Raw genomic sequence first — 23,896 nt, 5'->3', positions numbered from 1 at the left:
CCCCGCCGTTGTTCAAGAAAGAGTCGGGGTAAACCCCGACCTACGCGCGTTCCAAGAGCCGCTCGCGTTCAAAGTCCGTCACGACGCGGTCGGTCTCGGAAATCTCCCACTGGGCGGCGTGGTGGTAGTGGTCGATCACGTCGTCCCCGAAGGCCTCGCGCAGCATCTTCGAGCCGTGCAAGAGGTCCGCCGCCTCACGCAGATTGTGCGGAATCTCGCGGATGCCCTTGGCGGAATACATGTCGCCGCGCATTTCGGGTTCCAGCGCCATCTTCTTCTCGATCCCGTCCAGACCCGCCGCCAAAAGGGCCGCGCAAGCCAGGTAGGGGTTCACGTCGCTGCCGGGAATCCGACATTCCACCCGCACGGCCTTGGTCTGCACCCCGCAGACCCGGAAGCCCGCGGTGCGGTTGTCCGCGCTCCACACCGCCTTGGTCGGCGCGAACATCCCCACGGTGAACCGCTTGTAGCTGTTGACGTAGGGCGCCAGGAACGCCGTCAGGTCGCGGGCGTGGTGCAGCTGGCCTGCAAGGTAGTGCTTCATCAGCTCCGACATGCCGTGACCGTCCGCCTTGTCGGCAAAGGCCGCCTTGCCGTCCTTGGTCCACAGGCTTTGGTGGATATGGCTGGACGACCCCGCGCGGCGGTGGTCGTACTTGGCCATGAAGGTCACCGACTTGCCCTTGGTCCAGGCGATTTCCTTGATCGCGTTCTTGACGATCACATGGTTGTCGGCCGCGTCCAGCGCGTCGGAGTAGCGATAGTTGACCTCCTCCTGCCCGGCCTCGGCCTCGCCCTTGGAGTTTTCGACCGGAATCCCCGCGCCATAAAGCCCGTTGCGGATCGCCCGCATCACGTCTTCTTCCTTGGTGGTCTGGAAGATGTGGTAATCCTCGTTGTAGCCCGAGATCGGCTTCAGCGCCGAAAGCCCGCCGTCGCGCAGGTTTTCGTAGGAGTTCTCGAACAGGTAGAACTCCAGCTCGGTCGCCATCATCGGCTCGTACCCCATCGCACGGGCGCGTTCGACCTGACGTTTCAGGATCGAGCGCGGGGCGTGGGGGACGTCGGCATGGGTGGCGTGGTCCTGCGTGTCGCCCAGGACCAGCGCGGTGCCCGGCAGCCAGGGGATGCGGCGCAGGGTCCGAAGGTCGGGCTTCAGCGTGTAGTCGCCATAACCGGTTTCCCAGTTGGAGGACTTGTAGCCCTGAACCGTGGTCATCTCCATGTCCACGGCCAAGAGGTAGTTGCAGCAGTGGGTTTCCTCCCACCCGCTGTCGACGAAGAATTGCGCGTGAAATCGCTTGCCCATCAGGCGGCCCTGCATGTCGATGCCGGCGGCGACGACGGTGTCGATTTCTCCGGCCTTCACGGCAGCTTTCAGTTGGTCAAGGGTCAGATTACCGGGCATGTTTGCCTCTTTCAGATGTCGGAAAAGGGGGAAGGGGCCGCAGCCCGGGGAACGAAGGGGACGCCAATACCCCCGGCCCCGCCGAACTCGGGCTTGCGCGGCCAGCACGGGCCCTGCGCGATGTCTTGCGGCTCGGACCGCATCCGATCACTCTCCCCAGGTCGCAAGGCCCGCTCCATTTCAGATGCGGTCCGCGAATTTGATCAATTAATCACTGCTCAGGACGTTTCCGCAACCCCTTCGTTCCCAGGCCGACGCGCGCCCAGCACCGCGTTGAAGACGACACCCGCCAGAAGCACCCCGCCGCCGATCAGTGTGTTCTGGCTGGCCGTCTCGCCCAGGGCCAGCCAGACCCAGATCGGACCCAGAAGGACCTCGACCAGCGACAGAAGCGTGAGTTCGGCCGCAGGCACCACGCGGCTGCCCAACGTGAAAAGGACCATGCCCATCGCCACGACGAAGAAGCCGATGGCGAAGGCCACGGCCATGTCCTGTGGCAAGGCCGGGATCGGCTCGCCCCGGAAGATCAGGACGCCTGCCGCAAAGATCAAGGAGAAGATGCTGCCAAGGAAAGCGACGGGCATCATGTCCCCGACCCGGCCCCAGCGCAGCGCGACCGAGAAGATGCCGAAGCCCGCCGCCGACAGCAGGGCCGCCATGTTCCCGGCGAAGGCCCCGGTCTGCAGCCCGTCGCTGACCATCAGGTACATGCCGAAGACCGCGATGGCGATGGCGATCCATGTGCTGGGCCGCACGGCCTCGCGCAGGATGAGCCAGCCAAGGACGGCCGCCACAAAGGGCGAGGCGGCGAAAAGGAGAACCGCATTGGCGACGGTGGTGGTCTGGAACGCATAGATGGCCCCTGCAAAGGCGACGACAAGACCCAGGCCCCCGGCAATCCCGGCCAGGCCCACGGCCCGAAGTGCGGCAAGGGGACGGCCCTTGGAGGTCCACCACATGAAGCCCAGGAGTACGGGGATCATGCCAACCGAGCGCCAGAACAGGATCTGCCAGACCGAGGCGGCCTCGATCTGCCGCAATCCCAGGCCCATCAGCGACCAGATCGCCCCTGCAGCCAGGCACAGCGCCACACCCGTTCCATATCGCATTGCAGCCCCTCGTTTTCGGCCAAGCTGGCATGGTGCCCCGCAGGCGGCTGTTCCGTTCCCGACCTGTTGTGCGCCGGGACGGCTCCTCGCTTCCTTCGGTCGCTCCTCGCGAGGCAGCGAAAAGCGACCGAAGGAAGCGATGAGCGGTGGTCAGTAGCCGCGCGTGCGGTCGACGCGGTGGAGGAACGGCTCGCCCGCCTCGCCGCGGCGGATGTTCTCGGCGATCACGCGAGAGGAGGTGATGGCACGGGTGTCGGCGGCGATGTGGGGGGTGACGGTGACGCGAGGGTGGGTCCAGTAGGGGTGGTCCTGCGGCAGGGGCTCGACGCGGAAGACGTCCAGCGTCGCATGGCCGATCCGGCCCGCGTCCAGCGCGGCCAGAAGGGCATCGTCGTCGATCAGGGCACCGCGACCCGGGTTCAGGATCACCGCGCCCCTGGGCAACAGCGCAAGGCGGTCGGCGTTCAGCAGGTTCTCGGTCTCGGGCGTCTTGGGCAGGAGCGTGACCAGGATCTGTGCCGTCGAGAGCGCGGCGCGCAAGCCGTGCTCGCCGTGCAGCTGGCCCGGCTTTTCGCTGCGGCTCCACCCGGTCACGGGAAAATTCAAGGCGCGGAGGGCGGCGGCGCAGGCGGACCCCAGCGCGCCCATCCCCAGGATGGTGACCGGGCGTTCGCGGGCCAGGGGCGGGCAGGTCGGGTCCCAGACGTGGCCGGGGTTCACGATGTGGCGGTCCATCCCAAGGTGGTGGCGAAGGGTGTGGCCCGTGACCCATTCCACCATCCCCTCGGTCAGGCCGGGGTCGACCATCCGGGTCAGCGGCTGGACAAGGGTGGGGTTGCCCACGATCTTCTCGACCCCGGCCCAGAGGTTCAGAACGGCCTTGGTCCGGGTATAGGGAGTGAAATCCTGCAGGGGCGAGGCGGGGGCGTAGACGATGTAATCGACCTCTGCCGGGTCGGCCTCGGTGACGATGCGGGCGTCGATGCCTGCCTCGGCGATCGCGGCGGGCAGGGTCTCGTGGTATTCGGGCCAGAGGGCGGGGACGGCGAACAGGATCAGCGGCATGGGGGGCTTTCCGGTGGTGAACCTCGTCGAGCACTTCGTGCACTCCTCGGTGCGGCGTCAAGCGAGGAGTGCACGACGTGCGCGACAAGCGATCCGTGGCAAGGTCGGCTACTGTCCCGCGGTCACCGCGGCGTTGACCGCCAGGGCCAGGATACCTGTGTTGTAGAAGAACGAGGCCACGCCATGCACCAGCACGGCGCGGCGCAGGGGTCGGGAAGCGACCTCGACATCCGAGACCTGTGCGGTCATGCCGATGGTGAAGCTTGCATACAGGAAATCCCGGGCGTCGGGATCTTCGTTGCCGGGAAACAGGAAGCCTGCCCGCTCACCCCGGTAATGCAGATGGGCATAGTGGAAGGCGGCAAGGGTGTGCAGCGTCGCCCAGCCCAGGGGCAGGCTGACCAGCGCGGTCAGGCGGGCGACAAGGCCACTTGCGTCGGCGTTCAGCACCAGGAAGATCGCGGTCACGCTGACCCCGACGGCCAGGACCGCAAGCAGCAGGATCAGCGCCACGCCCTCGTCTTCTTGTTCGGCATGGCGGCGCAGGTCGTCGGCGCCGGTCTGGCCGACGATGCGGGCGGTCAGAAGAAGGTAGATCAGGAAGAAGGCGTCCACCGTCGTCAGAAGCGCGAAGACCGGCGAAACCGACAGCGCCCAGGCCGCCAGTCCCGCCGCGACGCCCAGGGCGAAGGCGGTCAGGAAGCGACCGTGCCTGGGGGCAAAGCGCATCTAGCGCGGCCGGTGGACATGGGCGCTTTGCACCAGTCCGAAGCCGACCAGCAGCACCATCATCGCCGAGCCGCCGTAGGACAGCAGGGGCAACGGCACGCCCACCACCGGGGCCATGCCCATGACCATCGACAGGTTCACCGCGATGTAAAAGAAGAAGTTCGCCGCCACTCCGATGATGAGAAGCGACGAGAACCGGTCGCGGTTCTGCCAGGCTGCGACCAGGCAGAAGCCGATGATCAGCGCATAAAGCGCCAGCAGCGAGAAGGCTCCGACGAAGCCGAATTCCTCGGCCAGGGTGGTGAAGATGAAGTCGGTATGCTTTTCCGGCAGGAAGTTCAGCCGCGACTGGGTGCCCTGCATGAAGCCCTTGCCGCCCCACCCGCCCGAGCCCAGTGCGATCTTCGCCTGGATGATGTTGTAGCCCGCGCCCAAGGGGTCGGCGGCAGGGTCGAGGAAGGTGTCGATGCGACGGTACTGGTAGTCGTGCAGAAACTGCCAGGGCGTGCCGCGGGTGAAGAATACCCCGACAATCGCTGCAATCGCCATCGACAGGACGCCGGCGAAATACCACAGCGACACCCCGGCGACGAACATCACCGTGGCCCCGGCCAACAGCAGCAGCAGCGAGGTCCCGAGGTTCGGCTGCATCAGGACCAGCACCGTCGGCGCCACGATCATCAGGACCGGGATCAGCACGTACAGCGGCCGCGAGACCCGCTTGGGGTCAAGCCAGTCGTAATAGGCGGCCAGCAGCATCACGAGCGTGAACTTCATCATCTCGGAGGGTTGCAGACGGATGAACCCCAGGTCGATCCAGCGCTGTGCGCCCATACCGACGTCGCCGAAGAATTCGACGAAGAGAAGCAGGATGAAGGCCACCAGATAGGCCACGCCGGACATTGATCGCCAAAACCAGATCGGAACCATCGCCACGATGAACATCAGCACCATGCCGACCCCGAACCGTTCCATCTGCGGGCGCGCCCAGATGTCGAGGTTCCCCCCCGCGATGGAATACAGCATCAGGAAGCCGACCGAGGCCACCGCGATGATCAGCACCACCAGCGGCCAGTTCAGGTAAAGGACCTTCCGCAAGCCGGTGGGCGCGAACTTGACGCGGTATTCCAGGAAACTCATCGCCCGCCCCTTACGTTTCGGTCTGGACCGGGGGCTGCCCGGTCACCGGATCGCGCAGGGGAAGCTCTTTCAGCATCGTCTCGATCCGGCCGCGCTGGCTGGACGGATAGGCCTCCAGCGGCGGAAGCCCGTCGGACAGCGCCCGCAGGATCACGTCGCGCGCGATGGGGGCCGCCGCGGTCGACCCGCCGCCGCCGTGCTCGACGACCACGGCGATGGCATAGCGCGGGGCGTCATAGGGCGCATAGCCGACGAACAGCGCATGGTCGCGGCGGTTCCAGGGCAGGTCCTCGTTCGAGATCACCCCGGCCTCGCGTTCGGCCTTCGAGATGTTGCGCACCTGGCTGGTTCCGGTCTTGCCGGCCAGGACCATCGTCGGCTCGACCACACGGCTTGACTTCGCGGTGCCGCGTTCGCCGTTCACCACCTCGTACATCCCCTTGCGCACGGCGGCGAGGAATTCGGGCGGGATGTCCAGCGGCAAGGACTGGGGGACCGGCACTTCCTTGTCCTGGACCATCCGCACCAGGCGCGGCGTGACCGCGCGGCCGCTGGCGATGCGGGCGGTCATCACGGCCAGCTGCAGCGGCGAGGTCAGCACATAACCCTGTCCGATCGAGGCGTTGATCGTGTCGCCGATCCGCCAGTCCTGCTTGTGGCGTTCCAGCTTCCATTGCTTGTTGGGCATGATGCCTTCGGTGATCGCCGACATCGGGATGTCGAAGCGCTGGCCCAGGCCCAGCCTGCGGCCCATGTCGGCGATCTTGTCGATGCCGACCCTCTGGGCGATGTCATAGTAGTAGACGTCGCAGCTTTCCGACAGACTGCGCTCCAGCCGCACGGTGCCGTGGCCCGCGCGTTTCCAGCAGTGGAAGCGCCGCCCGCCGAATTCGATGTAGCCAGGGCAGCTGACCTTGGTATCGGCGGTGATGACCCCGGCTTCAAGCGCAGCCAGCGCGGTGACCATCTTGAAGGTCGATCCCGGCGGATAGGCACCCGAAACGGTCTTGTTCGCCAGCGGCCGATGATCGTTTTCCATCAGCGACTTGTAGTCGGTATGGCTGATCCCGCGCACAAAGAGGTTCGGGTCGAAGGACGGGGCAGAGGCGCAGCAGACGACGTCGCCGTTGGTCACGTCGATGACCACCACGGCCGCACTTTCCTCGCCCAGGCGGACCTGGGCGAAATTCTGCAGGTCTGCGTCGATGGTCAGCCGGATGTCGGTTCCGGGGTCGCCTTCCTGGCGTTCCAGCTCGCGCATGACGCGGCCGGCCGAGTTCACCTCGATCCGCTTGGTCCCGGCCTCGCCGCGCAGGGTGTCCTCCATCCATTTCTCGACGCCGATCTTGCCGATCTGGAACTTGGGGATCTTCAGCAGCGGGTCGGGGGCATCCAGCACTTCCAGATCCTTGTCGCTGACCGGGCCGACGTAACCGACGACATGGGCAAAATCGGAGTCCAGGGGATAGCGGCGGGACTGGCCGACCTCGGGGACCACGCCGGGCAGGGCAGGGGCGTTCACCGCGACGTTCGAGAAGTCGTCCCAGCTTAGCCGCTCGGCAACGGTCACGGGGACAAAGGCAGAAAGCGCGTTCACCTCTTCGATGGCCTGGGACATTTCCTCGGCGGTCATCGGGATGATGGTGGCCAGTCGGCGCAGAACCAGATCGACGTCGCCCGCCGCTTCGCGCGTGATGACGACGCGGTAGTTCTGCTCGTTCCCGGCGATCACCTTGCCGTTGCGATCCTGGATCAACCCGCGGACCGGAGGGATCAGGCGGATGTTGATGCGGTTTTCCTCGGCCAGAAGCTTGAACTGGTCGGCCTGATCAACCTGGAGATAGCGCATCCTGACACCCAGGACGGCGACCATCGCCGCCATCGCGCCGCCCAGCATCAGGGTGCGGCGGTTGAGGCTGCGGTTGCTTTCCTCGGTGTCGCGGGCCGTGCGTCTCACAACCGTCTCCCGAAATTGTCCACTTCGCCGGTCGCGGGCTTGCGCAGGTCAAGGGCCAGGTGCGACAGGCCAACGACCACCGGATAGACCGCGATCGACCACAGGACCTGCACGATCACAAAGCCGAACGGGGCTTGTGGCACGAAGGCGATGCCCAGTGTCAGCCGATAGATCAGCATCATGCCCAGCATCACGCCCGAGACAAGCAGCCATTCGACAACGAAACTTAACTCTCGCGTGAGCGCGATGCGCCCGCGCAGGAACTCGGTCGCCAGGATCACGATGGCGGTCCACAGGCCGGGGGGGCGCATCAGGATCAGGTCCTCGGCCAGGATCACGACCAGGATCAGCGGCATTGGCAGGAATTCGGGTCGGCGGACGATCCAGGCCAGGATCACGCACATCAGGATATCGGGGCCGGGCAGGGCACCGGGCGCGTTGCCAAGCGGCAGCAGGCGCATGAACAGAAGAAGCAGCGCGATCACCACGAAAAGGCTGCGGAAGACCAACTGCTCCTGGCGCCAGAAGTCACCCATCGGCGGCCTCCGTCGCGGGACCTTCGGCCGCGCCCGAGCCCGCTTCCTCGACATTGCCGCCCTCGGTCGCGGCGGGCGGGGCCCCGGCGGCGGCTTCGGCGGCACCGGCCGAGGTATCGGGCAGCGGGGCGGTCGCGGGCGGCGCCACCAGGCTGCCGGGGTCGGTGATCGGTTCAAGGTTGTGACTGCGCAGGACACGCAGGAACTCTAGCCGCTGGTAGTCGGCCGCCAGCACCACCCGCAACCGCTTGTCGGTGCCAAGCGCGACCTGTCCGACCAACAGGCCCGCCGGGAAGACCTCGCCATCGCCCGACGTCACGACACGGTCGCCGGGGCGGACCTCGTCGGTGTCCTCGATGAACTCCAGGGGCGGCAGGGGCGAGTTGTCGCCGGAGAGCAGCGCCTTCTGGCCCGAGGGCTGGATGGTGACCGGGATACGGCTGTTGCTGTCGGTCACCAGGATCACGCGGGCCGTGCGCTCGCCCACGCCCGAGATGCGGCCGACAAGTCCGATCCCGTCCATCGTCGCCCAGCCATCGCGGATGCCGTCGCGGGCGCCGACGTTCAAAAGGACCGACTGGCGGAACGGGCTGCCGCTGTCGGCCATCACCACGCCAGTCACATGGGTCAGTTTCGGGTCGAGACGCACGTTGTTCAGGTCCAGGAGGCGGGCGTTCTTCTGTTCCAGCTGAAGCGCCGCCTCTTTCCAGGCCTTCATCTGCTGAAGCTCGCGCTTAAGCTCCTGGTTCTGTTCGTAGATCCGGGTATAGGACTGGAAGTCGTCGACCATGCCCGCGACCATCGTGATCGGGCGCATGGCCCAGTCGAAGTTCGGCACCACAGCGTCGATGATCGCGGCGCGGAAGCGTTCCACGCGCGGGGAATCGATGCGCCAGACGAGAAAGATCGCCAGCAGCACCAGCACCGCGATCCAGACCAGAAGTCGGCGCAGCGGGCGCGAGTATTCCTCGGGGGCGGTGCGGTTCTTGGCCACGGGACTTCAGCCTTCCTTCGCCGTCAGGCCTGCGGGTCGCTTTAGGTATCGTAGTCGATCACATGCCGAAGCTGCTTCTCGTATTCCAGCGCCTTCCCGGTCCCCAGGGCAACACAATTCAGTGACTCGTTGGCCACGCTGATCGAAAGCCCGGTCTGTTCGCGAAGGCTCAGGTCCAGCTCGCCCAGAAGCGCGCCGCCGCCCGTCAGCATCACGCCCCGGTCCACGATGTCCGCCGCAAGGTCCGGCGGGGTGGCTTCCAGGGCCTGCATCACAGCGTCGCAGATCTGCTGCACGGGTTCGGCCAAGGCTTCAGCGACCTGGGCCTGGTTGATCTCGGTTTCCTTCGGCACACCGTTCAGAAGGTCACGGCCCCGGATGGTCATCGAAGACCCGCGCCCATCGTCCGGCATCCGCGCCGTGCCGATCGAGGTCTTGATCCGTTCCGCTGTGCTTTCACCGATCAGCAGGTTCTGGTGGCGGCGCAGGTAGTTCACGATGGCTTCGTCCATCCGGTCACCGCCGACGCGGACCGACCGGGCGTAGACGATGTCGCCAAGCGACAGGACCGCGACTTCCGTGGTGCCGCCGCCGATGTCGACGACCATGTTGCCCGTAGGTTCGGTGATCGGCATCCCCGCCCCGATGGCCGCCGCGATGGGCTCGGCGATCAGGCCCGCGCGCTTGGCGCCTGCCGACAGCACCGACTGACGGATGGCGCGCTTTTCCACCGGGGTCGCGCCGTGCGGCACGCAGACGATGATCTTGGGTTTGCTGATGGTGGACCGCTTGTGCACCTTGCGGATGAAATGCTTGATCATCTCTTCCGCCGCCTCGAAGTCGGCGATCACCCCGTCGCGCATCGGGCGGATCGCCTCGATGGTGCCGGGAGTGCGGCCAAGCATCAGCTTGGCGTCCTCGCCCACGGCCAGGACCTGCTTCTTGCCGTCCTTGTTGTGGTAGGCCACCACCGAGGGCTCGTTCAGCACGATGCCCTTGCCGCGGATGTAGACCAGCGTATTCGCGGTCCCGAGGTCGATAGCCATGTCCGACGAAAACAGGCTTGGGAAGAAAGCCATGTGCGGTCCTTCAAGTAATAGAGACGGCCCCGACTCGGGGGTACCGACGGGGCGCCTTCTTATAAGGGCATGGAGCGGCCAAGCGGAAGCCCCGCTGGTCGCAATCCGCGCACTTCCGCGTGCTTGCATAAATCGGATATTTCATTCGACATTATGCAGATCACTTGCCGCTTTCTTGCACTATTACGATATGTCACCGTCTGAAGGTCACAGGACAGGATCGGACGATGACAAGGACCGGGCGCGTGGCGCTGGTAACGGGGGCAGGATCGCCAGGGGGAATCGGCTTTGCCATCGCGCGGGCTCTGGTGGCCCGGGGCGCACAGGTGGCGATCACCGCGACCTCGGCGCGCATACATGACCGGGCGGCGGACCTGGGCTGCCTGTCGCTTGTCGCCGATCTGACCGATCCGGCGCAGGTGGCGGACCTGATGGCCGCGGTCGAAGCAAGCCTGGGGCCGGTCGAGATCCTGGTGAACAACGCCGGGATGGTGCAGACCGGCAAGGCGGTGACGGACCAGCTTCTCGCCAGGATCGACGATGCCTCCTGGGCGCATCACCTGGCGCTGAACCTGAACACCACCTTCCACTGCTGCCGTGCTGTCCTGCCGGGGATGGCCGCGCGGGGCTTTGGCCGGATCGTCAACATCGCCTCGGTCACCGGGCCGCTGGTCACCTTCGCGGGGACGGCCGGATATTCCACCGCCAAGGCCGCCATCACCGGGTTGACCCGGTCAATCGCGCTGGAATATGGCGGCCAGGGCATCACCTGCAACGCCGTCCTGCCCGGCTGGATCGCCACGGAAAGCCAGACCGAGGCCGAGGCGAAGGCAGGCTTGGCCACGCCGCTTGGCCGGTCCGGCACGCCTGATGAGGTGGCTGCCTGTGCTGCCTTCCTCGCCTCGGACGCGGCGTCCTATGTCACGGGCGCGATGCTGGTTGTGGATGGCGGCAATGTGCTGCAAGACATGAAAGGATGAGCACTCCATCCTTCCTTCCCGGCGTGGCGGCTGACGCCGTGCTTGCCGCCCTGGCCCGCGCACCGGGAAGCGAGCTGGCCTCGGGCAAGTTCGACAGCCCCGAATCTTCGGCCGCGCTGGCAGTGAACGCCTTTGGCTGGTTCCTTGACCGGCCCCGATCCATGCTCCCTCTCCCCGGCGTGCCGATGGGATTGCCGGTCGCCCTGAAGATCGAAGCCGAGCTGCGCTTTCCGTGGTCTGGGGGCCGACATCCCTGGCTCGACGCTCTAATCACAACGGCGACCACGCTGGTCGGCGTCGAAAGCAAACGCTACGAGCCGTTTCGCCCGGCCAAGGCCACCGGCTTTTCCGAAGCCTTCGACAGCCGCGACTGGGGCCCGGGCATGGCGCGGTATACGGCCTTGCGGCTGGCGCTGACCCAGGGGCGGCAAAGCTATCGCTGCCTGGACGCGGTGCAGTTGGTGAAACACGCCTATGCGATGCGGACCCAGGGGGTGAAGCGCAACCTGGGCGCGGTGCTGGTCTACCTGCATGCCGCCCCGGCGACCTGGGCCAGCGGCAAGCCGGTGTCCCGTGACGCCATCGCCCGCCACGAAGCCGAAATCGCCGACTTCGCGCGCCAGGTGAAAGGCGACGATGTCACCTTCGTTGCCCTGCGCTGGGCCGATCTTCTGGCGGACTGGGCCAGGATTCCGGCGCTGGTCGCCCATGCTGCCGCAGTCAGCGCGCGCTTCGGGCCCCTTTAGCTGCGCGCCAGCCTGCCCGACACCGGGCAGGCGCAAGTCGCGGGGGTCTCGGGGTGGTCCGCTCGCTGCCCCATGACCAGCGCTCGAAGGCCCTCCCGCTCCAGGCCCATGTCCTGCAACATCCGGTCGTTCATTCCTTGTAGGCCGACCAGCGCACCCTCGGCAGCCCACCAACGTTTCACACGGTTCCACATGATCGCTCTCCGTTCTTGATGCCCCCTTTTGCCACGTGCGACTTTCTGCGATAATCCGACAATAACGGAATGACTTTTGAAGTAGGGCTAATCAATGCGCGGCAGCGACTACAGCGAGCTTCGCGCCTTTGCCGCCGTGGTGCGGCACGGCAGCTTTACCCGAGCTGCGGCACATCTGGGGGTCTCGCCTTCGGCGCTCAGCCAGACGATCCGCGCGCTTGAGGACCGGCTGGGCCAGCGGCTCTTGAACCGCACCACCCGCTCGGTTGCCCCCAGCGCGGCAGGGCAGGCACTGGCCGAACGGCTGCTGCCGGTGCTGGACGATCTGGATGGGGTGGTGGACACGGCCTTTGCGGCGTCGGGTGAGGTTTCGGGACCGCTTCGTCTGGATGTCGTCCGGGTGGCGATGCCGCATCTCGCGCGGCTGGTGCCCGGATTCTTGTCGCGCTACCCGCGCGTTCGGCTTGAGGTCGCCTCGAACGACGCGCTGGTCGATATTGTGGCGCAAGGCTTCGATGCCGGGATCAGGCTGGCCGAGCGGCTGGAGGGCGACATGATCGCTGTGCCGTTCGGGGGCGACCTGCGGATGATCTGCGTGGCATCACCCGACTACCTGGCCCGCCATTCCGCGCCGCTGCACCCGCGCGACCTGGCCGGTCACGACTGCATGGTGACGCTGACCCCCTCGACCGGGACTCCCTATCGATGGGAGTTCGAGAAGGACGGTGAGGCCCTGCGCATCGCCGTCGGCGGGCCTTTGGTGTCACGCGACACTGACCTGCGTGTGGCGGCCACGGTGGCCGGGGTGGGGATCGGGTTCTTCTTCGAGGACGAAGTGCGCGACCTGGTGGCGGCGGGCCGCCTGATGCAGGTGCTGGCGGACTGGACCCCGGCCTTCCCCGGCGCCTATCTCTACTTCCCCAGCCGCCGGAATCCGGCATCGCCCTTGCGCGCCTTCGTCGACTATGTGCGGGAAACGGGCCGTGGACAGACCTTTCCAGAAGGTTAACGTCCACGGAATAGTTCTTTAAAAGTAAATAGTTGCCCGAAATGTCCACCGTGGACACTTCGGGCCTTTGCTCATTCTCCGTGGTAGCTGACCGTCTTCACATCCTCACCCGGGGCGGTCTTCTGCCGTCGGATGATCAGCCGGTTCAGGGCGTTGATATAGGCCTTGGTCGAGGCGACGATGGTGTCGGTATCGGCCGAGGACCCGGTCACGATCCGCCCGTCCTCCTCCAGCCGGACGCTGACCGTCGCCTGAGCATCCGTCCCCTCGGTCACCGCATGGACCTGATAGACCTGCAGCCGCGCCTTGTGGGGGAAGAGCATCTTCACGCAGTTGAAGGCCGCATCGACAGGCCCGTCGCCAGTTGCGTCGATGTGGTGATCGGTGCCGTCGATGGTCAGGATCATGTCAGCCTCCTGCGGCCCCTCGGTCCCGCAGACCACCCGCAGCTTCTTCAGCTGGAGGTATTCATAGGCGTCGTTGGTCTGCTCATCGGAGACAAGCGCGATCAGGTCGTCGTCGTAGATTTCCTTCTTGCGGTCAGCCAGCGACTTGAAGCGGACGAAGACGTCGTTCAGCTGGTTGTCGGCCAGATCGAAGCCCAGTTCCTTCAGCTTCGAGCGCAGGGCGGCGCGGCCGGAATGCTTGCCCATCGTCAGGTTGTTCTGCGTGATGCCGATGTCTTCGGGCCGCATGATCTCGAAGGTCTGGACGTTCTTCAACACGCCGTCCTGATGGATGCCGGATTCGTGCAGGAAGGCGTTCTTGCCGACGATGGCCTTGTTGAACTGGACCGGGAAGCCGGACACTTGAGAGACGCGGCGGCTGAGGTTCATGATCTTCGTCGTGTCGATCCCGGTCTGGAACGGCAGGATGTCGTTCCTGACCCGCATCGCCATCACGACCTCTTCCAGCGCGGTGTTCCCGGCCCGCTCACCCAGTCCGTTGATGGTACATTCGATCTGCCTTGCCCCGGCTTCCACGGCGGCGAGGGCGTTGGCGGTCGCCATGCCGAGGTCGTTGTGGCAGTGGGTGGCGAAGATGATCGTGTCGGCGCCGGGGACACGTTCGAGGAGCATGCGGATGATCTTCGCCGACTCCATCGGGTAGGTGTAGCCGACGGTGTCGGGGATGTTGATCGTCGTCGCCCCGGCCTTGATCGCGATTTCGACGACGCGGCAGAGGTAGTCGGGTTCGGTCCGGGTCGCGTCCATCGGCGACCACTGGACGTTGTCGCAGAGGTTGCGGGCGTGGGTGACCGTTTCGTGGATCCGCTCGGCCATCTGGTCCATGTCGAGGTTCGGGATCGCGCGGTGGAGGGGGGAGGTGCCGATGAAGGTGTGGATGCGGGGGGACTTCGCGTGCTTCACCGCCTCCCAGCAGCGGTCGATGTCCTTGAAGTTCGCCCGGGCGAGGCCGCAGATGGTGCTGGTCTTGGCACGCTTCGAGATTTCACTGACGGCGGCGAAGTCGCCTTCGGAGGCAATGGGGAAGCCGGCCTCGATGATGTCGACGCCCATCTCGTCGAGGAGGGAGGCGATCTCCAGCTTTTCCTCGTGGGTCATGGTCGCGCCGGGGCTCTGCTCGCCGTCGCGGAGGGTGGTGTCGAAGATGACGACTTTATCTTGGGTCATGGGTCTGGTCCTTGTCTTAGCTTTGCCGGGGGGGCGCTGGTCACCTCTGAGCGGTCGCGCCCGGGGGCACGCTCAGAGGCGGCTAAGAAGGAGGAGACCACGGGGCAAGAGGGGGCGCGCGGTCGCCCCGAGGGAGTGGATATGATGGCCCATGATCATGGGGGGCGACTATACGGGGGAAATCGGGGAAGGGAAGGGGGTTTCTTGGGGGCGGGGGCCGCAAGGGACTCCGGCGGGGTGTCCACGGTGGACGGATGGGGGTAAGGGGTTGATTTTGCAGGGGAATGGGTGTGGACGGTAAGGATTTGTTAAGGGGGTGGTTAATGGGCTAGCGCGCCCATCTATCACCTCGGAGCATCAGGAAAACATCAACGACCCGGAGGTAAAATGCTTGCTTATTGTTTGCTGGAATGTGACGTGACTGCAAGTATTCTGAAATCTCACGACCGTAGTCAGACAAACACAGCGCTTCAACATGTGAGAGATACTCACTATAGGGGTATGGGAGTTCTTGAAGCCGAAGAACCTGTTTCAGGCCACGCCTTGCAAACTGATCAAAGGCGATGAATTTTTCTGGTTTGTAAAAGGCGGCAAGCTTTGAGACTAGCGACACCTCTCGTCTGAAGCCCCGCTGAACAAGAGCTTCTACCAATTTGTCGACATCAGAACCACTAGAGCAATCTTTAATCAGACCAATCTCAATTATTACTCTGCGAAGCCTCAGACGTTCTGCCCTGGTAACTCCACGTAACAGTCCGTATTCACTAATAAACGTCGAAAAGCGTTTTTCGCTATCCAATGCTGGGCAAGCAGGCTTCCTCGCTTCAAAGCATTCGCGCCAATGTACCCAATTGGACCCAGCAGTAAAATAACAGAAATCAAGTTCATCGATGCTTGGAAGTATGTTGTTCTGCTCACTCATGGTCGCGTTCTGCGGTCAGTCGCCGCGGAAGGCCGATTCCTGCATGAAGGCTAAGCTCTACTTCCATTCCACGGTGCCATATCCGTCGATAGGAAGCACCACCTCTTCTCCTAGTAGTTCAGCACTTTCCAATCGGACAGCCAGGTCACCATAAGGCGTTGCACGATAAACAACGCCACTGATCCTAAGAAGATCCCCATCATAAATGCCGGAACCGCTGACTCCATCGATAAGAAAGAAGCTAAGAATTACGGGATCGACGTAACTCTCACCGTTGCTGTTGGCATTGTTGACGCCACTCGCAACTACTGTGTGGCAAAGTGGGCGCGGCGCGTTCTCCCCAAGGGCTGGTATGCCATACGTCGCAAAATTGTCAGTAAACGGCTCAAGTTCTTCATCGATAATTCCATTAATACCCCATCTGATGGTTGCGACGTAGCAGACTACGTTCTCAAATTTGACCGGGTTCTCTCCATACTCAACACTGAAAATGTTGAGCACGTTGTTCCATGCCGAAATTCCGCTCTGCAATTCAATACTGGTTGATCTGTCTGAAAAGTCGAGAGCGCGATCAATTTTGGCTTTTGCCATTTTTGAGCCAGCTTGCATCGACACAATTAAAGAAGCGCCCGGAGAAAGTCCATCCAGACCCTCTTGTATGGAGCGGGTAGAGTCTCGATCACGCTGAAGATAAACTTGCCGAATATCGTCAGCTATGGTCATGTCCTTCGCCAATTGAACAAGGTTGGACTTCGTGCTGGCACCTACCAAAGACCAAGGCATATACCACGATATGTTCATCCCATCCTTTTGAAGCACACTTCTGTACGTCTCCAAGTCTTGCTCAGTTTTAGGCTCAATGACCGCGATCTGTTGAGCAGTTGCGACCGATGATGTGACAAGGCCTATGAGAAGCACACCGCTCTTCAGAAAATTCACTTCAACCTCCATATCGCCGACTTCCCACCGTGACATGGTCGATTGCTAAGGACAACGGCAAACCTGATCCGTGGCGCTGGGCGCTTTGCAGCGGCAGTCACCCGAACTGCGGTGGGAGGGGTTGAGGGATAAAGTGCTTCGAACGGCCGTTGCGGCGCCCGCCCGAGGCAGGGCGCGGCCCTGTGTGGGGATGGGTGGTGGGCAGATTGCCCACCCTACGGTGGGGGGTGGTGCGCTGTAGCGCACCCTACGGGGTGTCATTCCCGCGAAGGCGGGGATCCAGTTGGGCTTGCCGGGTATGGGTCCCCGCCTTCGCGGGGATGACAGGGGGGAGGGAGTCGGGGTGAACCCCGACCTACGGGGTGCGCGTTTGGGGCGCCCTTACACCCCCATATGCCGCACCCGCGCGCCCCACTCGATGGCGGCGGCGTGGAGGCGGTCGATCTTCAGCTCCTCGCGGACCTCTTCCAGCATGCGGAGCTCGACCTGGGAGTGGCGGCCGTCGGCGGTGACCACGTCGCAGGCGAGGGCGTAGGCGGTCTCGAACAGGCGCTCGGGGAGGGCCTCGCGGATCAGGCCGAAGAGGGCGGCGAGGCCGTCTTCTTCCTCGAAGAGGTCGAACACCGTGCGGCTGACGCGGCGGATGCGGTCGGGGTCGTAGGTGGCGAAGGCGGGCATGTGGTTGACCATGCGGGTGATCGCCACCAGCTCGGCGGTGCGCATGTTCTGGTCCGAGGCGGAGCAGGCGACCATGACGGCCACAAGCGCGTCCTGGGGTGACATGGCGGATTCGGGCATCGTCGGCTCCTGTATGCGTTGGCGGCAGATTATTGACGGGGGGGGCGGGGGGCAATAGAGGACGGGAGCCTGCGGCAATGGGGTTCGTGGGCGGATCTGGAGATATGCGATGAGTGCCCTGCGTGATGCGGCGATGAATTCGAAGGCCTGGCCCTTTGAAGAGGCCCGCGCGGTGCTGAAACGCTATGGCGGGAAGGACCCGGCGAAGGGGTATGTGCTGTTCGAGACGGGTTATGGGCCGTCGGGGTTGCCGCATATCGGGACGTTCGGGGAAGTGGCGCGGACGACGATGATCCGGCGGGCGTTCGAGATCATCTCGGACATTCCGACGCGGCTGATCTGCTTTTCCGACGACGTGGACGGGATGCGGAAGGTGCCGGAGAACGTGCCGCAGCAGGAGATGCTGCGTCAGCATATGCAGAAGCCGTTGACCAGTGTCCCCGATCCCTATGGCGAGTTCGAGAGTTTCGGGCACCACAACAACGCGATGCTGCGGCGGTTCCTGGACACGTTCGGGTTCGAGTATGAGTTCATTTCGGCCACGGAGTTCTACAAGTCGGGGCGGTTTGACGACACGCTGCGGCTGTGTGCCGAGCGGTATGATGCGATCATGGCGATCATGCTGGCCAGCTTGCGCGAGGAGCGGCAGCAGACCTATTCCTGCTTCCTGCCGATCCACCCGGAGAGTGGCCGTGTGATGTATGTGCCGATGAAGAACGTCGATGCCTTGCGGGGCGAGATCACGTTTGACGACGAGACGGGGCGGGAGTGGACGCTGCCGGTGACGGGCGGGAATGTGAAGCTGCAGTGGAAGCCGGACTTTGGCGCACGCTGGGCGGCGCTGGATGTGGACTTCGAGATGTACGGGAAGGACCACTCCACCAATACGCCGATCTACGACGGGATTTGTGAGGTGTTGGGGGGGCGGAAGCCGAACCATATGACCTATGAGCTGTTCCTGGATGACCAGGGGCAGAAGATTTCGAAGTCGAAGGGCAACGGGCTGACCATTGATGAATGGCTGACCTATGCGGCGACGGAGAGCCTGTCGTATTTCATGTACCAGAAGCCGAAGACGGCGAAGCGGATGCATTTCGACGTGATCCCGCGGGCGGTGGACGAGTATCACCAGCAGTTGCGGGCCTTCCCTGAGCAGACACTGGACCAGCAGGTCAACAACCCGGTGTGGCATATCCATGGGGGCAAGCCTCCGGTTTCGAAGATGGTGGTGTCGTTCGGGATGCTGCTGAACCTGGCGTCGGTGTCGGGGGCGAAGGATGCGGGGGCTTTGTGGAAGTTCCTGAAGCGCTATGCGCCCGAGGCTTCGCCCGAGACGCATCCCGATCTGGATGCGGCGGCGGGGTATGCGGTGCGGTATTTCGCGGACCGGATCGCGCCGACGCGGCAGTTCCGGGAGCCGGACGCCAAGGAACGGGCAGCGATGGAGGATCTGGTCGCAAGGCTCAAGGTCTGGGATGGGGCCACGGACGACGAGGCGTTGCAGTCGATGGTCTTTGCGGTGGGCAAGGAGCATGGGTTCGAGCCGCTGCGCGACTGGTTCAAGGCGCTGTACGAGGTGCTGCTGGGCGCGTCGGACGGGCCGCGCTTCGGCGGGTTCATTGCGCTTTATGGTGTCGAGGAGACCGTGGCGCTGATGGAGCGGGCGCTGCAGGGCGAGTTCGTCGCCTGAGGCCCGACAGGAGGCCGGATGGGACGCGAGACGGAAGGGCATGCGGTCTGGCGCGATCAGTCCGGCGCGGTAAGGGCGCTTCTGGAGAGCGACGGGATCATCCTGCGCGGCGAGGTCAGGGGCAAGCTGCCCAGGGCCGGGCTGATGGGGTGGCGGGTGGAGGGGGAGGACCTTTGCCTGTCGTCGGACGGTGAGCCGCTGGTCCTGACCTTGGGCGCGAAGGAGGCCGGGGCCTGGGTCAAGGCGCTGGAAAAGCCTGTGCCCTCACTGGCGGCGAAGCTGGGGGTTTCGGCGACGGCGCGGGCCTGGGTGATCGGCGGGCCGCCACCGGAGGAGATCGCGGTGGCCGTCTCAGGTGCGACCGTAGCGGGGCCGGAGGGGGCCGCGATGATCGTGGCGGTGCTGTCGGGGCCGGACCACCTGGAGGCGGCCTTGGCCGCCGGGCAGGCCAGCGGTCTGCGGGTCTGGTGCGTGCATGGCAAGGGCAAGGCGGCCGCCGTTGGCGATGCGGCGGTGCGGGCAGCCTTTCGAGCGGCGGGCTGGGTGGACATCAAGGCAAGCGCGGTGTCCGATGCGTTCACAGCCACGCTGTATCGCCCGCCGGTGTAGCGGGCGGCTCGTCGGGAGACTGCGTCCATTCTCGCTTTCGGGAAGTGGCGGCGGCGGCTCGTCGTGGGACTTCGTCTTCTCCTCGCGGGGGTCATTCCGACGAGGAGACGAAGGCGAACGAGGAGGTATTTACTGGAGATGCGGCTTCAGGAAGGCCACCGTCTCGCCGACCATCTGGTCCAGCGTTTCGGGGCCGGTGAAGGCGTTGAAGACGTGGTCCATCTCGGCCAGCCACTTCGATTCCTCGCCGTCATGGGCGGCAAGGAAGGTACCGACGGCAGTCGGCAGGACGGTGGTGTCCAGGGTGCCGTGCGCGATGAACAGCGGCCCGGCGTAAGAGGCAAGCTCGGCCGGGGGATCGAAGGTGGTGACGCCTTCGAAGAAGCCACGTTTGAGCTCCACCACTGCGCCCCAGGGGAGAGTGACGGGCAGGGCGGCATCGCCAGCTTCGAGCCCTTTGGCGATGGTCTCGGCCCCGACAATTCCGCCGAAGCTTTCCTCGGGGTTTGCAACGGCAGCCCAGAGGACCAGGGCATCGGGCTTGTCCGACCGACCGGCGACAGCGGTGGCGACAAGGCCGCCCTGGCTCCATCCGATCACGCCGAGCCGCTGGCCGTCGACGGCGGGGTTGGCTTCCAGCCACGCAAGAGCGGCAAGGCCGTCGGCGACCTGGCCCTCGAAGGTGGTGTCGGCAAAGGCTCCCGGGCTTTCGCCCGAACCGCGGAAGTCGATCCGCAGGGAGGCGATGCCCTGTTCGGCCAGAAGCCGCGCGGTGCGGGAGAAGACGCCTTCGTCGGTATTGGCGACGGGGAGTTCGTCACGGACGCCGGTGAAGCCGTGGAAGAGCAGCACCACGGGTGCTGGGTCCCCCGCCGGGGTTTCAAGAGTGCCGATCACCGGGCCAAGCGGAGTGTCGATGGTGACGGCTTCCTCGGACTGGGCAAGGGCGGGGCTGGCAAGGAGGGAAACGAGGGCGAGGGCGGCGCGCATGGGGCAGGTCCTTCCGGTTGGGTCGGAACATGGTGGCGCGGGGGGAGGGGGGGCTGTCAAGCGCCGGTTGACTTCCAGCGCGGCGGTCTACGTCCGAAGTGTAAGGGGACGTCCGCAACAGGAGCACTTGCCGATGCGCAATGGTCTTTACGCCGCATTGATCGCCGCTGTCATGGCCTGGCCCGCCACTGCCCAGGAGGCGCCGATCCAGGACACGATCCAGAGCCAGATCGAGGCCTTTCAGGCCGACGATTTCGCCCGGGCCTTCACCTTCGCGAGCCCCACCATCAAGGGCATGTTCGGCACGCCCGAGAATTTCGGAGCGATGGTGAAGAACGGCTATCCGATGGTTTACCGTCCGGCGGAGGTGCAGATGATGGACCTGCGCGACGTGGCGGGAAATCTTTGGCAGCGTGTGCGGATCACCGACCAGGCGGGGGCGGGGTGGCTGCTGGACTACATGATGGTCCAGACCGCGGAGGGCTGGCAGATCAACGCGGTGCAGATCCTGCCGGCACCGGACGTGGGGGCCTGACGGCGGCGATGGCGCACGACTGGCGCTTGCACCGGTCCTCTGACCTTGCAGGTGGGACGCGGTGGACGCACCGGGATTGATTTGCGGGCGGTTGTCCCCCTCACCCCGGCTCTCTCCCGCTGGGGGAGAGGGGACGCCTGGCGCGGGCGCTGCACACGGTTCCGTGGCCGCGACCGACGTCGTCTGAGGCTTTGGTCGCTGCTGCCGATGACGGGGAAGCCCCCGGTTGCAGACGTCGGCGGAGTTTCGGGGCTGAGCCGGGACCGAAGTCCTGGCCAATGCCTCCGTGCGTCGCCAGGAAAGCCGCACCCTGGGACGCGCGGCCTGCGTGCCGGAGACGGTCGGGGTGGTCGCTGCCGTTGCGCTGTCGGCCCGAGCAGCGCGCGGGGGACTGAGCGCCGGTTAAGCCTTCCTTGTTACCCCCTTGGCCCGATGACGGCGCGTTGTCTCCGGGGGGTCCTGGCGCATCGCCCGTGGCAGTGGCGCGAAGCGAGGCAAGGGAAATCAAAGATGAACAAGGCTATCACTGACGGGCTGGTCCTGATGCCGCCGCCGTTCACGGCAGGGCTTAACCTCTGGTCGCGCGAGGACGGGACGCCCGGATCGGGGTCCTACCAGGGCCAGCCGAACGCAGGCTTGGTGACGAATGACCAGGACTTCGGTGGCTGTCTGGAATTGCAGAAGACTGAGGCCACGCAGAAGCTGCGCAGCTTTGCGCAGACTCCGATCCAGCCGGGGCTTTATCTGCGGGTGACGGCCCGGGTGAAGGCGGTGTCGGGGAACCTGCCTTCGGTTCGCATCGCGGCCTGGGCGGGCGACGTGAGTGGGCAGAACGTGGCAGGTCTGCCGCAGACCGGGGCGTCGGTGGCGCTGACGGCTTACGGCCAGGTGGTGACGGTGAGCGCGATCATCTCGCCCGCCAGCCGGACGGGGGTCACGCTGCCCTGGTCGCTGCAATCGGTCTACGCGCATGTCGGGCTGGACCTGACCGGGGCCAATGGGGGTGTCGTGCGGATCGACGACATCGAGGTCGAGGATGTCACCAACATCTTCATTCGCAAGCTGATGGACTGGGTCGACGTGCGTGACTATGGCGCCCTGGGCAACGGGACCACAAATGACGCGCCGGCCTTCCTGGCCGCGGATGCCGACGCCCAGGGACGCGAGATCCTGGTGCCGTCGGGGGTGTTCCGGCTGACCAGCGATGTCACGATCAACAGCCGTATCCGCTTTGAGGGCACGGTCTCGATGCCATCCAACCGGCGGCTGGTGCTGACGCGGAACTATGACCTGAACACCTATGGCCAGGCTTTCGGGACCGAGTTGGAGGGCTTCCGCCGCGCGCTGCAGGCGCTGTTCTTCTTTACCGACTATGTCACGCTGGACCTCTCTGGCCGCCGGGTCGAGATCACCTCGCCGATCGACGTGGCAGGGCTGTCTGGACTGACCAGCTTCACCGGACGCCGAGGTATCCGCAACGGGTCGCTGGTCGCGGTTTCCGGTCCGGCCTGGACGACCGATGAGTTCACCTCGATCGCCACCTATGCCACCTCGAACAACCTGACGCTGACCAACGTCGCCAATGTGGCGAATATCCCGGTCGGCGCGCTGGTGATCGGCACCGGCGTGGGCCGCGAGGTCTATGTCGCCGCAAAGAACGTCAGCGCGGGAACGCTGACGCTGAGCCAGCCGCTTTACGCAGCGGCGGGGACGCGGACCTATACCTTCCGACGCTTCAAGTACATGCTGGACTTGTCGGGCTTCCAGCTGATGTCGCGTTTCGAACTGGAGGATCTTGAGTTCAACAACCTTGGGACCGGCTCGGCGGTGATGCTGCCGATGACGGGGAATACCCAGCGCTTCCTGTCCTGCACCTTCAACCGGCCGCAGGACCGGGCGATCACGTCGCCGGGTGCGGGTTGCCAGGGCATGTTCGTCGACATGTGCCAGTTCCTGTCGAACGAGCAAAGCGTGGCTGCCGTAGACCGCACCACGATCTGCGTGAACATCAACGCCAATGACGTGAAGCTGCGCAACAACCGGATCGTGCGCTTTGCGCATTTCGCAATCGTCCACGGCTCGGGGCATCTGATCCACGCGAACCACTTCTTCCAGGGCGACAACACGGCGGCTGGCCTGCGGCGGGCGGGACTGGTGTTCACGCAGACCAACGTCTCGACCGTGGTGACGGGGAACTACATCGACAACTGCTTCATCGAATGGGGCAACGAGCATGACAGCGAGCCGCAGGAGAACGGCGAGTTCTCGTTCGGAGGGCTGAACATCGTGGGCAACGTGTTCATCTCGTCGGACACTTCGGCCGCGTTCCGCTGGATCGTGGTCAAGCCCTATGGGCCGGGGCACTTCCTGTCGGGCTTCTCGATCTTGTCGAACAGCTTCCGAAGCGTCAGCGCCATCGTCGACCGGGTGGATATGGTGGACACCAGTTTTGCGACGCTGGATTTCAACCGGACGCGCAATGTGCGGGTCGAAGGCAACAGCTTCAACAACGTGACCCAGTGGATCATCAACCCGGTGCAGGTGATGCATACCCAGAACACCGCAGCCGAGACCTGGAACGTCAGCGCGGGCGGCTTTGTGCCGTTCGGGGCGCGGATCCGCATGGTCGAGGCGGTCGCGCCCGAAGGCATGATCACCAATGCCGCCGGCGCCGGGCGGTATGTCTTCCCGTATTCGGTTCCCGGAACCGGAGCCGGGGCCAACGAGGCGCAGGTCCGCTGGGGCGAGGCGGTCCGGGGCAAGGCGCTGGTGACGATGCGGATGGATGTGCCGGCCTGATCTTTCGGGTCTGCAATCAGCGGGCGGTCCTTTG

At 64.8% G+C, this 23,896-nt stretch carries 22 protein-coding genes; 7 read left to right on the top strand and 15 right to left on the bottom strand.

Going from position 1 to position 23,896, the window contains the following annotated elements; genetic code table 11:
* Positions 1-40: 40 nt before the first annotated feature.
* The 9 genes from Q8M85_RS12420 to Q8M85_RS12380 form a co-directional block, all read right to left on the bottom strand.
* Positions 41-1,408 (bottom strand): glutamine synthetase family protein, encoded by a 1,368-nt coding sequence (locus tag Q8M85_RS12420; RefSeq protein ID WP_305544943.1) that lies wholly within the window; start codon positions 1,406-1,408, stop codon positions 41-43.
* Positions 1,409-1,626: 218 nt separating this feature from the next.
* On the bottom strand, positions 1,627-2,517 hold the full coding sequence (locus tag Q8M85_RS12415; RefSeq protein ID WP_305544941.1) for a DMT family transporter: 891 nt from the start codon (positions 2,515-2,517) through the stop codon (positions 1,627-1,629).
* Positions 2,518-2,667: 150 nt separating this feature from the next.
* Positions 2,668-3,582 (bottom strand): glyoxylate/hydroxypyruvate reductase A, encoded by a 915-nt coding sequence (locus Q8M85_RS12410; RefSeq protein WP_305544938.1) that lies wholly within the window; start codon positions 3,580-3,582, stop codon positions 2,668-2,670.
* A 108-nt stretch (positions 3,583-3,690) separates the two neighbouring features.
* Positions 3,691-4,311 (bottom strand): DUF1345 domain-containing protein, encoded by a 621-nt coding sequence (locus Q8M85_RS12405; protein ID WP_305544935.1) that lies wholly within the window; start codon positions 4,309-4,311, stop codon positions 3,691-3,693.
* On the bottom strand, positions 4,312-5,451 hold the full coding sequence (gene rodA / locus Q8M85_RS12400; protein WP_305544933.1) for a rod shape-determining protein RodA: 1,140 nt from the start codon (positions 5,449-5,451) through the stop codon (positions 4,312-4,314). It lies immediately after the preceding gene.
* A gap of 10 nt (positions 5,452-5,461) precedes the next feature.
* Entirely contained in the window at positions 5,462-7,408 is a 1,947-nt protein-coding gene (mrdA, locus tag Q8M85_RS12395; RefSeq protein ID WP_305544930.1) for a penicillin-binding protein 2, read from the bottom strand.
* On the bottom strand, positions 7,405-7,944 hold the full coding sequence (locus Q8M85_RS12390) for a rod shape-determining protein MreD (RefSeq protein WP_305544927.1): 540 nt from the start codon (positions 7,942-7,944) through the stop codon (positions 7,405-7,407). The genes mrdA and Q8M85_RS12390 overlap by 4 nt, the downstream gene beginning before the upstream one ends.
* On the bottom strand, positions 7,937-8,938 hold the full coding sequence (gene mreC, locus Q8M85_RS12385) for a rod shape-determining protein MreC (RefSeq protein WP_305544924.1): 1,002 nt from the start codon (positions 8,936-8,938) through the stop codon (positions 7,937-7,939). The genes Q8M85_RS12390 and mreC overlap by 8 nt, the downstream gene beginning before the upstream one ends.
* 41 nt (positions 8,939-8,979) lie before the next feature.
* A complete protein-coding gene (locus Q8M85_RS12380) occupies positions 8,980-10,017 on the bottom strand; it encodes a rod shape-determining protein (protein ID WP_295017756.1) in 1,038 nt (345 codons plus the stop codon).
* 227 nt (positions 10,018-10,244) lie between these two features.
* Between Q8M85_RS12380 and Q8M85_RS12375 the strand changes: the two genes are divergently transcribed.
* Both Q8M85_RS12375 and Q8M85_RS12370 read left to right on the top strand, forming a co-directional pair.
* Entirely contained in the window at positions 10,245-10,997 is a 753-nt protein-coding gene (locus Q8M85_RS12375; protein ID WP_305544917.1) for an SDR family NAD(P)-dependent oxidoreductase, read from the top strand.
* The gene (locus Q8M85_RS12370; RefSeq protein ID WP_305544914.1) at positions 10,994-11,743 is read left to right on the top strand and encodes a hypothetical protein; all 750 of its coding nucleotides are present in this window, start codon (positions 10,994-10,996) and stop codon (positions 11,741-11,743) included. Before Q8M85_RS12375 ends, Q8M85_RS12370 begins: the two co-directional genes overlap by 4 nt.
* Here the strand turns inward: Q8M85_RS12370 and Q8M85_RS12365 are convergent.
* Complete coding sequence (locus Q8M85_RS12365) at positions 11,740-11,937, bottom strand: hypothetical protein (RefSeq protein ID WP_305544911.1); 198 nt, start codon at positions 11,935-11,937, stop codon at positions 11,740-11,742. The genes Q8M85_RS12370 and Q8M85_RS12365 overlap by 4 nt on opposite strands.
* A gap of 94 nt (positions 11,938-12,031) precedes the next feature.
* Between Q8M85_RS12365 and Q8M85_RS12360 the strand changes: the two genes are divergently transcribed.
* Positions 12,032-12,946, top strand: coding sequence for a LysR family transcriptional regulator (locus Q8M85_RS12360; RefSeq protein WP_305544908.1), 915 nt, complete (start codon positions 12,032-12,034; stop codon positions 12,944-12,946).
* Between the two features lie 71 nt (positions 12,947-13,017).
* Here the strand turns inward: Q8M85_RS12360 and Q8M85_RS12355 are convergent, their stop codons facing one another.
* The 4 genes from Q8M85_RS12355 to Q8M85_RS12340 form a co-directional block, all read right to left on the bottom strand.
* On the bottom strand, positions 13,018-14,580 hold the full coding sequence (locus tag Q8M85_RS12355; protein WP_305544905.1) for a 2-isopropylmalate synthase: 1,563 nt from the start codon (positions 14,578-14,580) through the stop codon (positions 13,018-13,020).
* A gap of 328 nt (positions 14,581-14,908) precedes the next feature.
* Positions 14,909-15,502: a hypothetical protein gene (locus Q8M85_RS12350; RefSeq protein ID WP_305544902.1), complete on the bottom strand. Its 594-nt coding sequence runs from the start codon at positions 15,500-15,502 to the stop codon at positions 14,909-14,911.
* Positions 15,503-15,559: 57 nt separating this feature from the next.
* A complete protein-coding gene (locus tag Q8M85_RS12345) occupies positions 15,560-16,441 on the bottom strand; it encodes a hypothetical protein (RefSeq protein WP_305544899.1) in 882 nt (293 codons plus the stop codon).
* A 381-nt stretch (positions 16,442-16,822) separates the two neighbouring features.
* Positions 16,823-17,239: a tellurite resistance TerB family protein gene (locus Q8M85_RS12340; RefSeq protein WP_305544897.1), complete on the bottom strand. Its 417-nt coding sequence runs from the start codon at positions 17,237-17,239 to the stop codon at positions 16,823-16,825.
* Positions 17,240-17,348: 109 nt separating this feature from the next.
* Between Q8M85_RS12340 and Q8M85_RS12335 the strand changes: the two genes are divergently transcribed.
* Both Q8M85_RS12335 and Q8M85_RS12330 read left to right on the top strand, forming a co-directional pair.
* Complete coding sequence (locus Q8M85_RS12335) at positions 17,349-18,929, top strand: lysine--tRNA ligase (RefSeq protein WP_305544894.1); 1,581 nt, start codon at positions 17,349-17,351, stop codon at positions 18,927-18,929.
* Between the two features lie 18 nt (positions 18,930-18,947).
* Positions 18,948-19,538: a hypothetical protein gene (locus Q8M85_RS12330; protein WP_305544891.1), complete on the top strand. Its 591-nt coding sequence runs from the start codon at positions 18,948-18,950 to the stop codon at positions 19,536-19,538.
* Positions 19,539-19,667: 129 nt separating this feature from the next.
* Here the strand turns inward: Q8M85_RS12330 and Q8M85_RS12325 are convergent, their stop codons facing one another.
* A complete protein-coding gene (locus tag Q8M85_RS12325; protein WP_305544888.1) occupies positions 19,668-20,528 on the bottom strand; it encodes a S9 family peptidase in 861 nt (286 codons plus the stop codon).
* A gap of 133 nt (positions 20,529-20,661) precedes the next feature.
* Between Q8M85_RS12325 and Q8M85_RS12320 the strand changes: the two genes are divergently transcribed.
* The gene (locus Q8M85_RS12320) at positions 20,662-21,063 is read left to right on the top strand and encodes a DUF4864 domain-containing protein (protein WP_305544886.1); all 402 of its coding nucleotides are present in this window, start codon (positions 20,662-20,664) and stop codon (positions 21,061-21,063) included.
* A 510-nt stretch (positions 21,064-21,573) separates the two neighbouring features.
* Positions 21,574-23,862 (top strand): right-handed parallel beta-helix repeat-containing protein, encoded by a 2,289-nt coding sequence (locus Q8M85_RS12315; RefSeq protein ID WP_305544884.1) that lies wholly within the window; start codon positions 21,574-21,576, stop codon positions 23,860-23,862.
* Positions 23,863-23,896: the final 34 nt, after the last annotated feature.

The organism is Tabrizicola sp. (assembly GCF_030694085.1).
GTDB lineage: Bacteria > Pseudomonadota > Alphaproteobacteria > Rhodobacterales > Rhodobacteraceae > Tabrizicola.
Note: the sequence above shows the minus strand (reverse complement) of the source record. Positions and strands in the feature narration are given on the sequence as shown.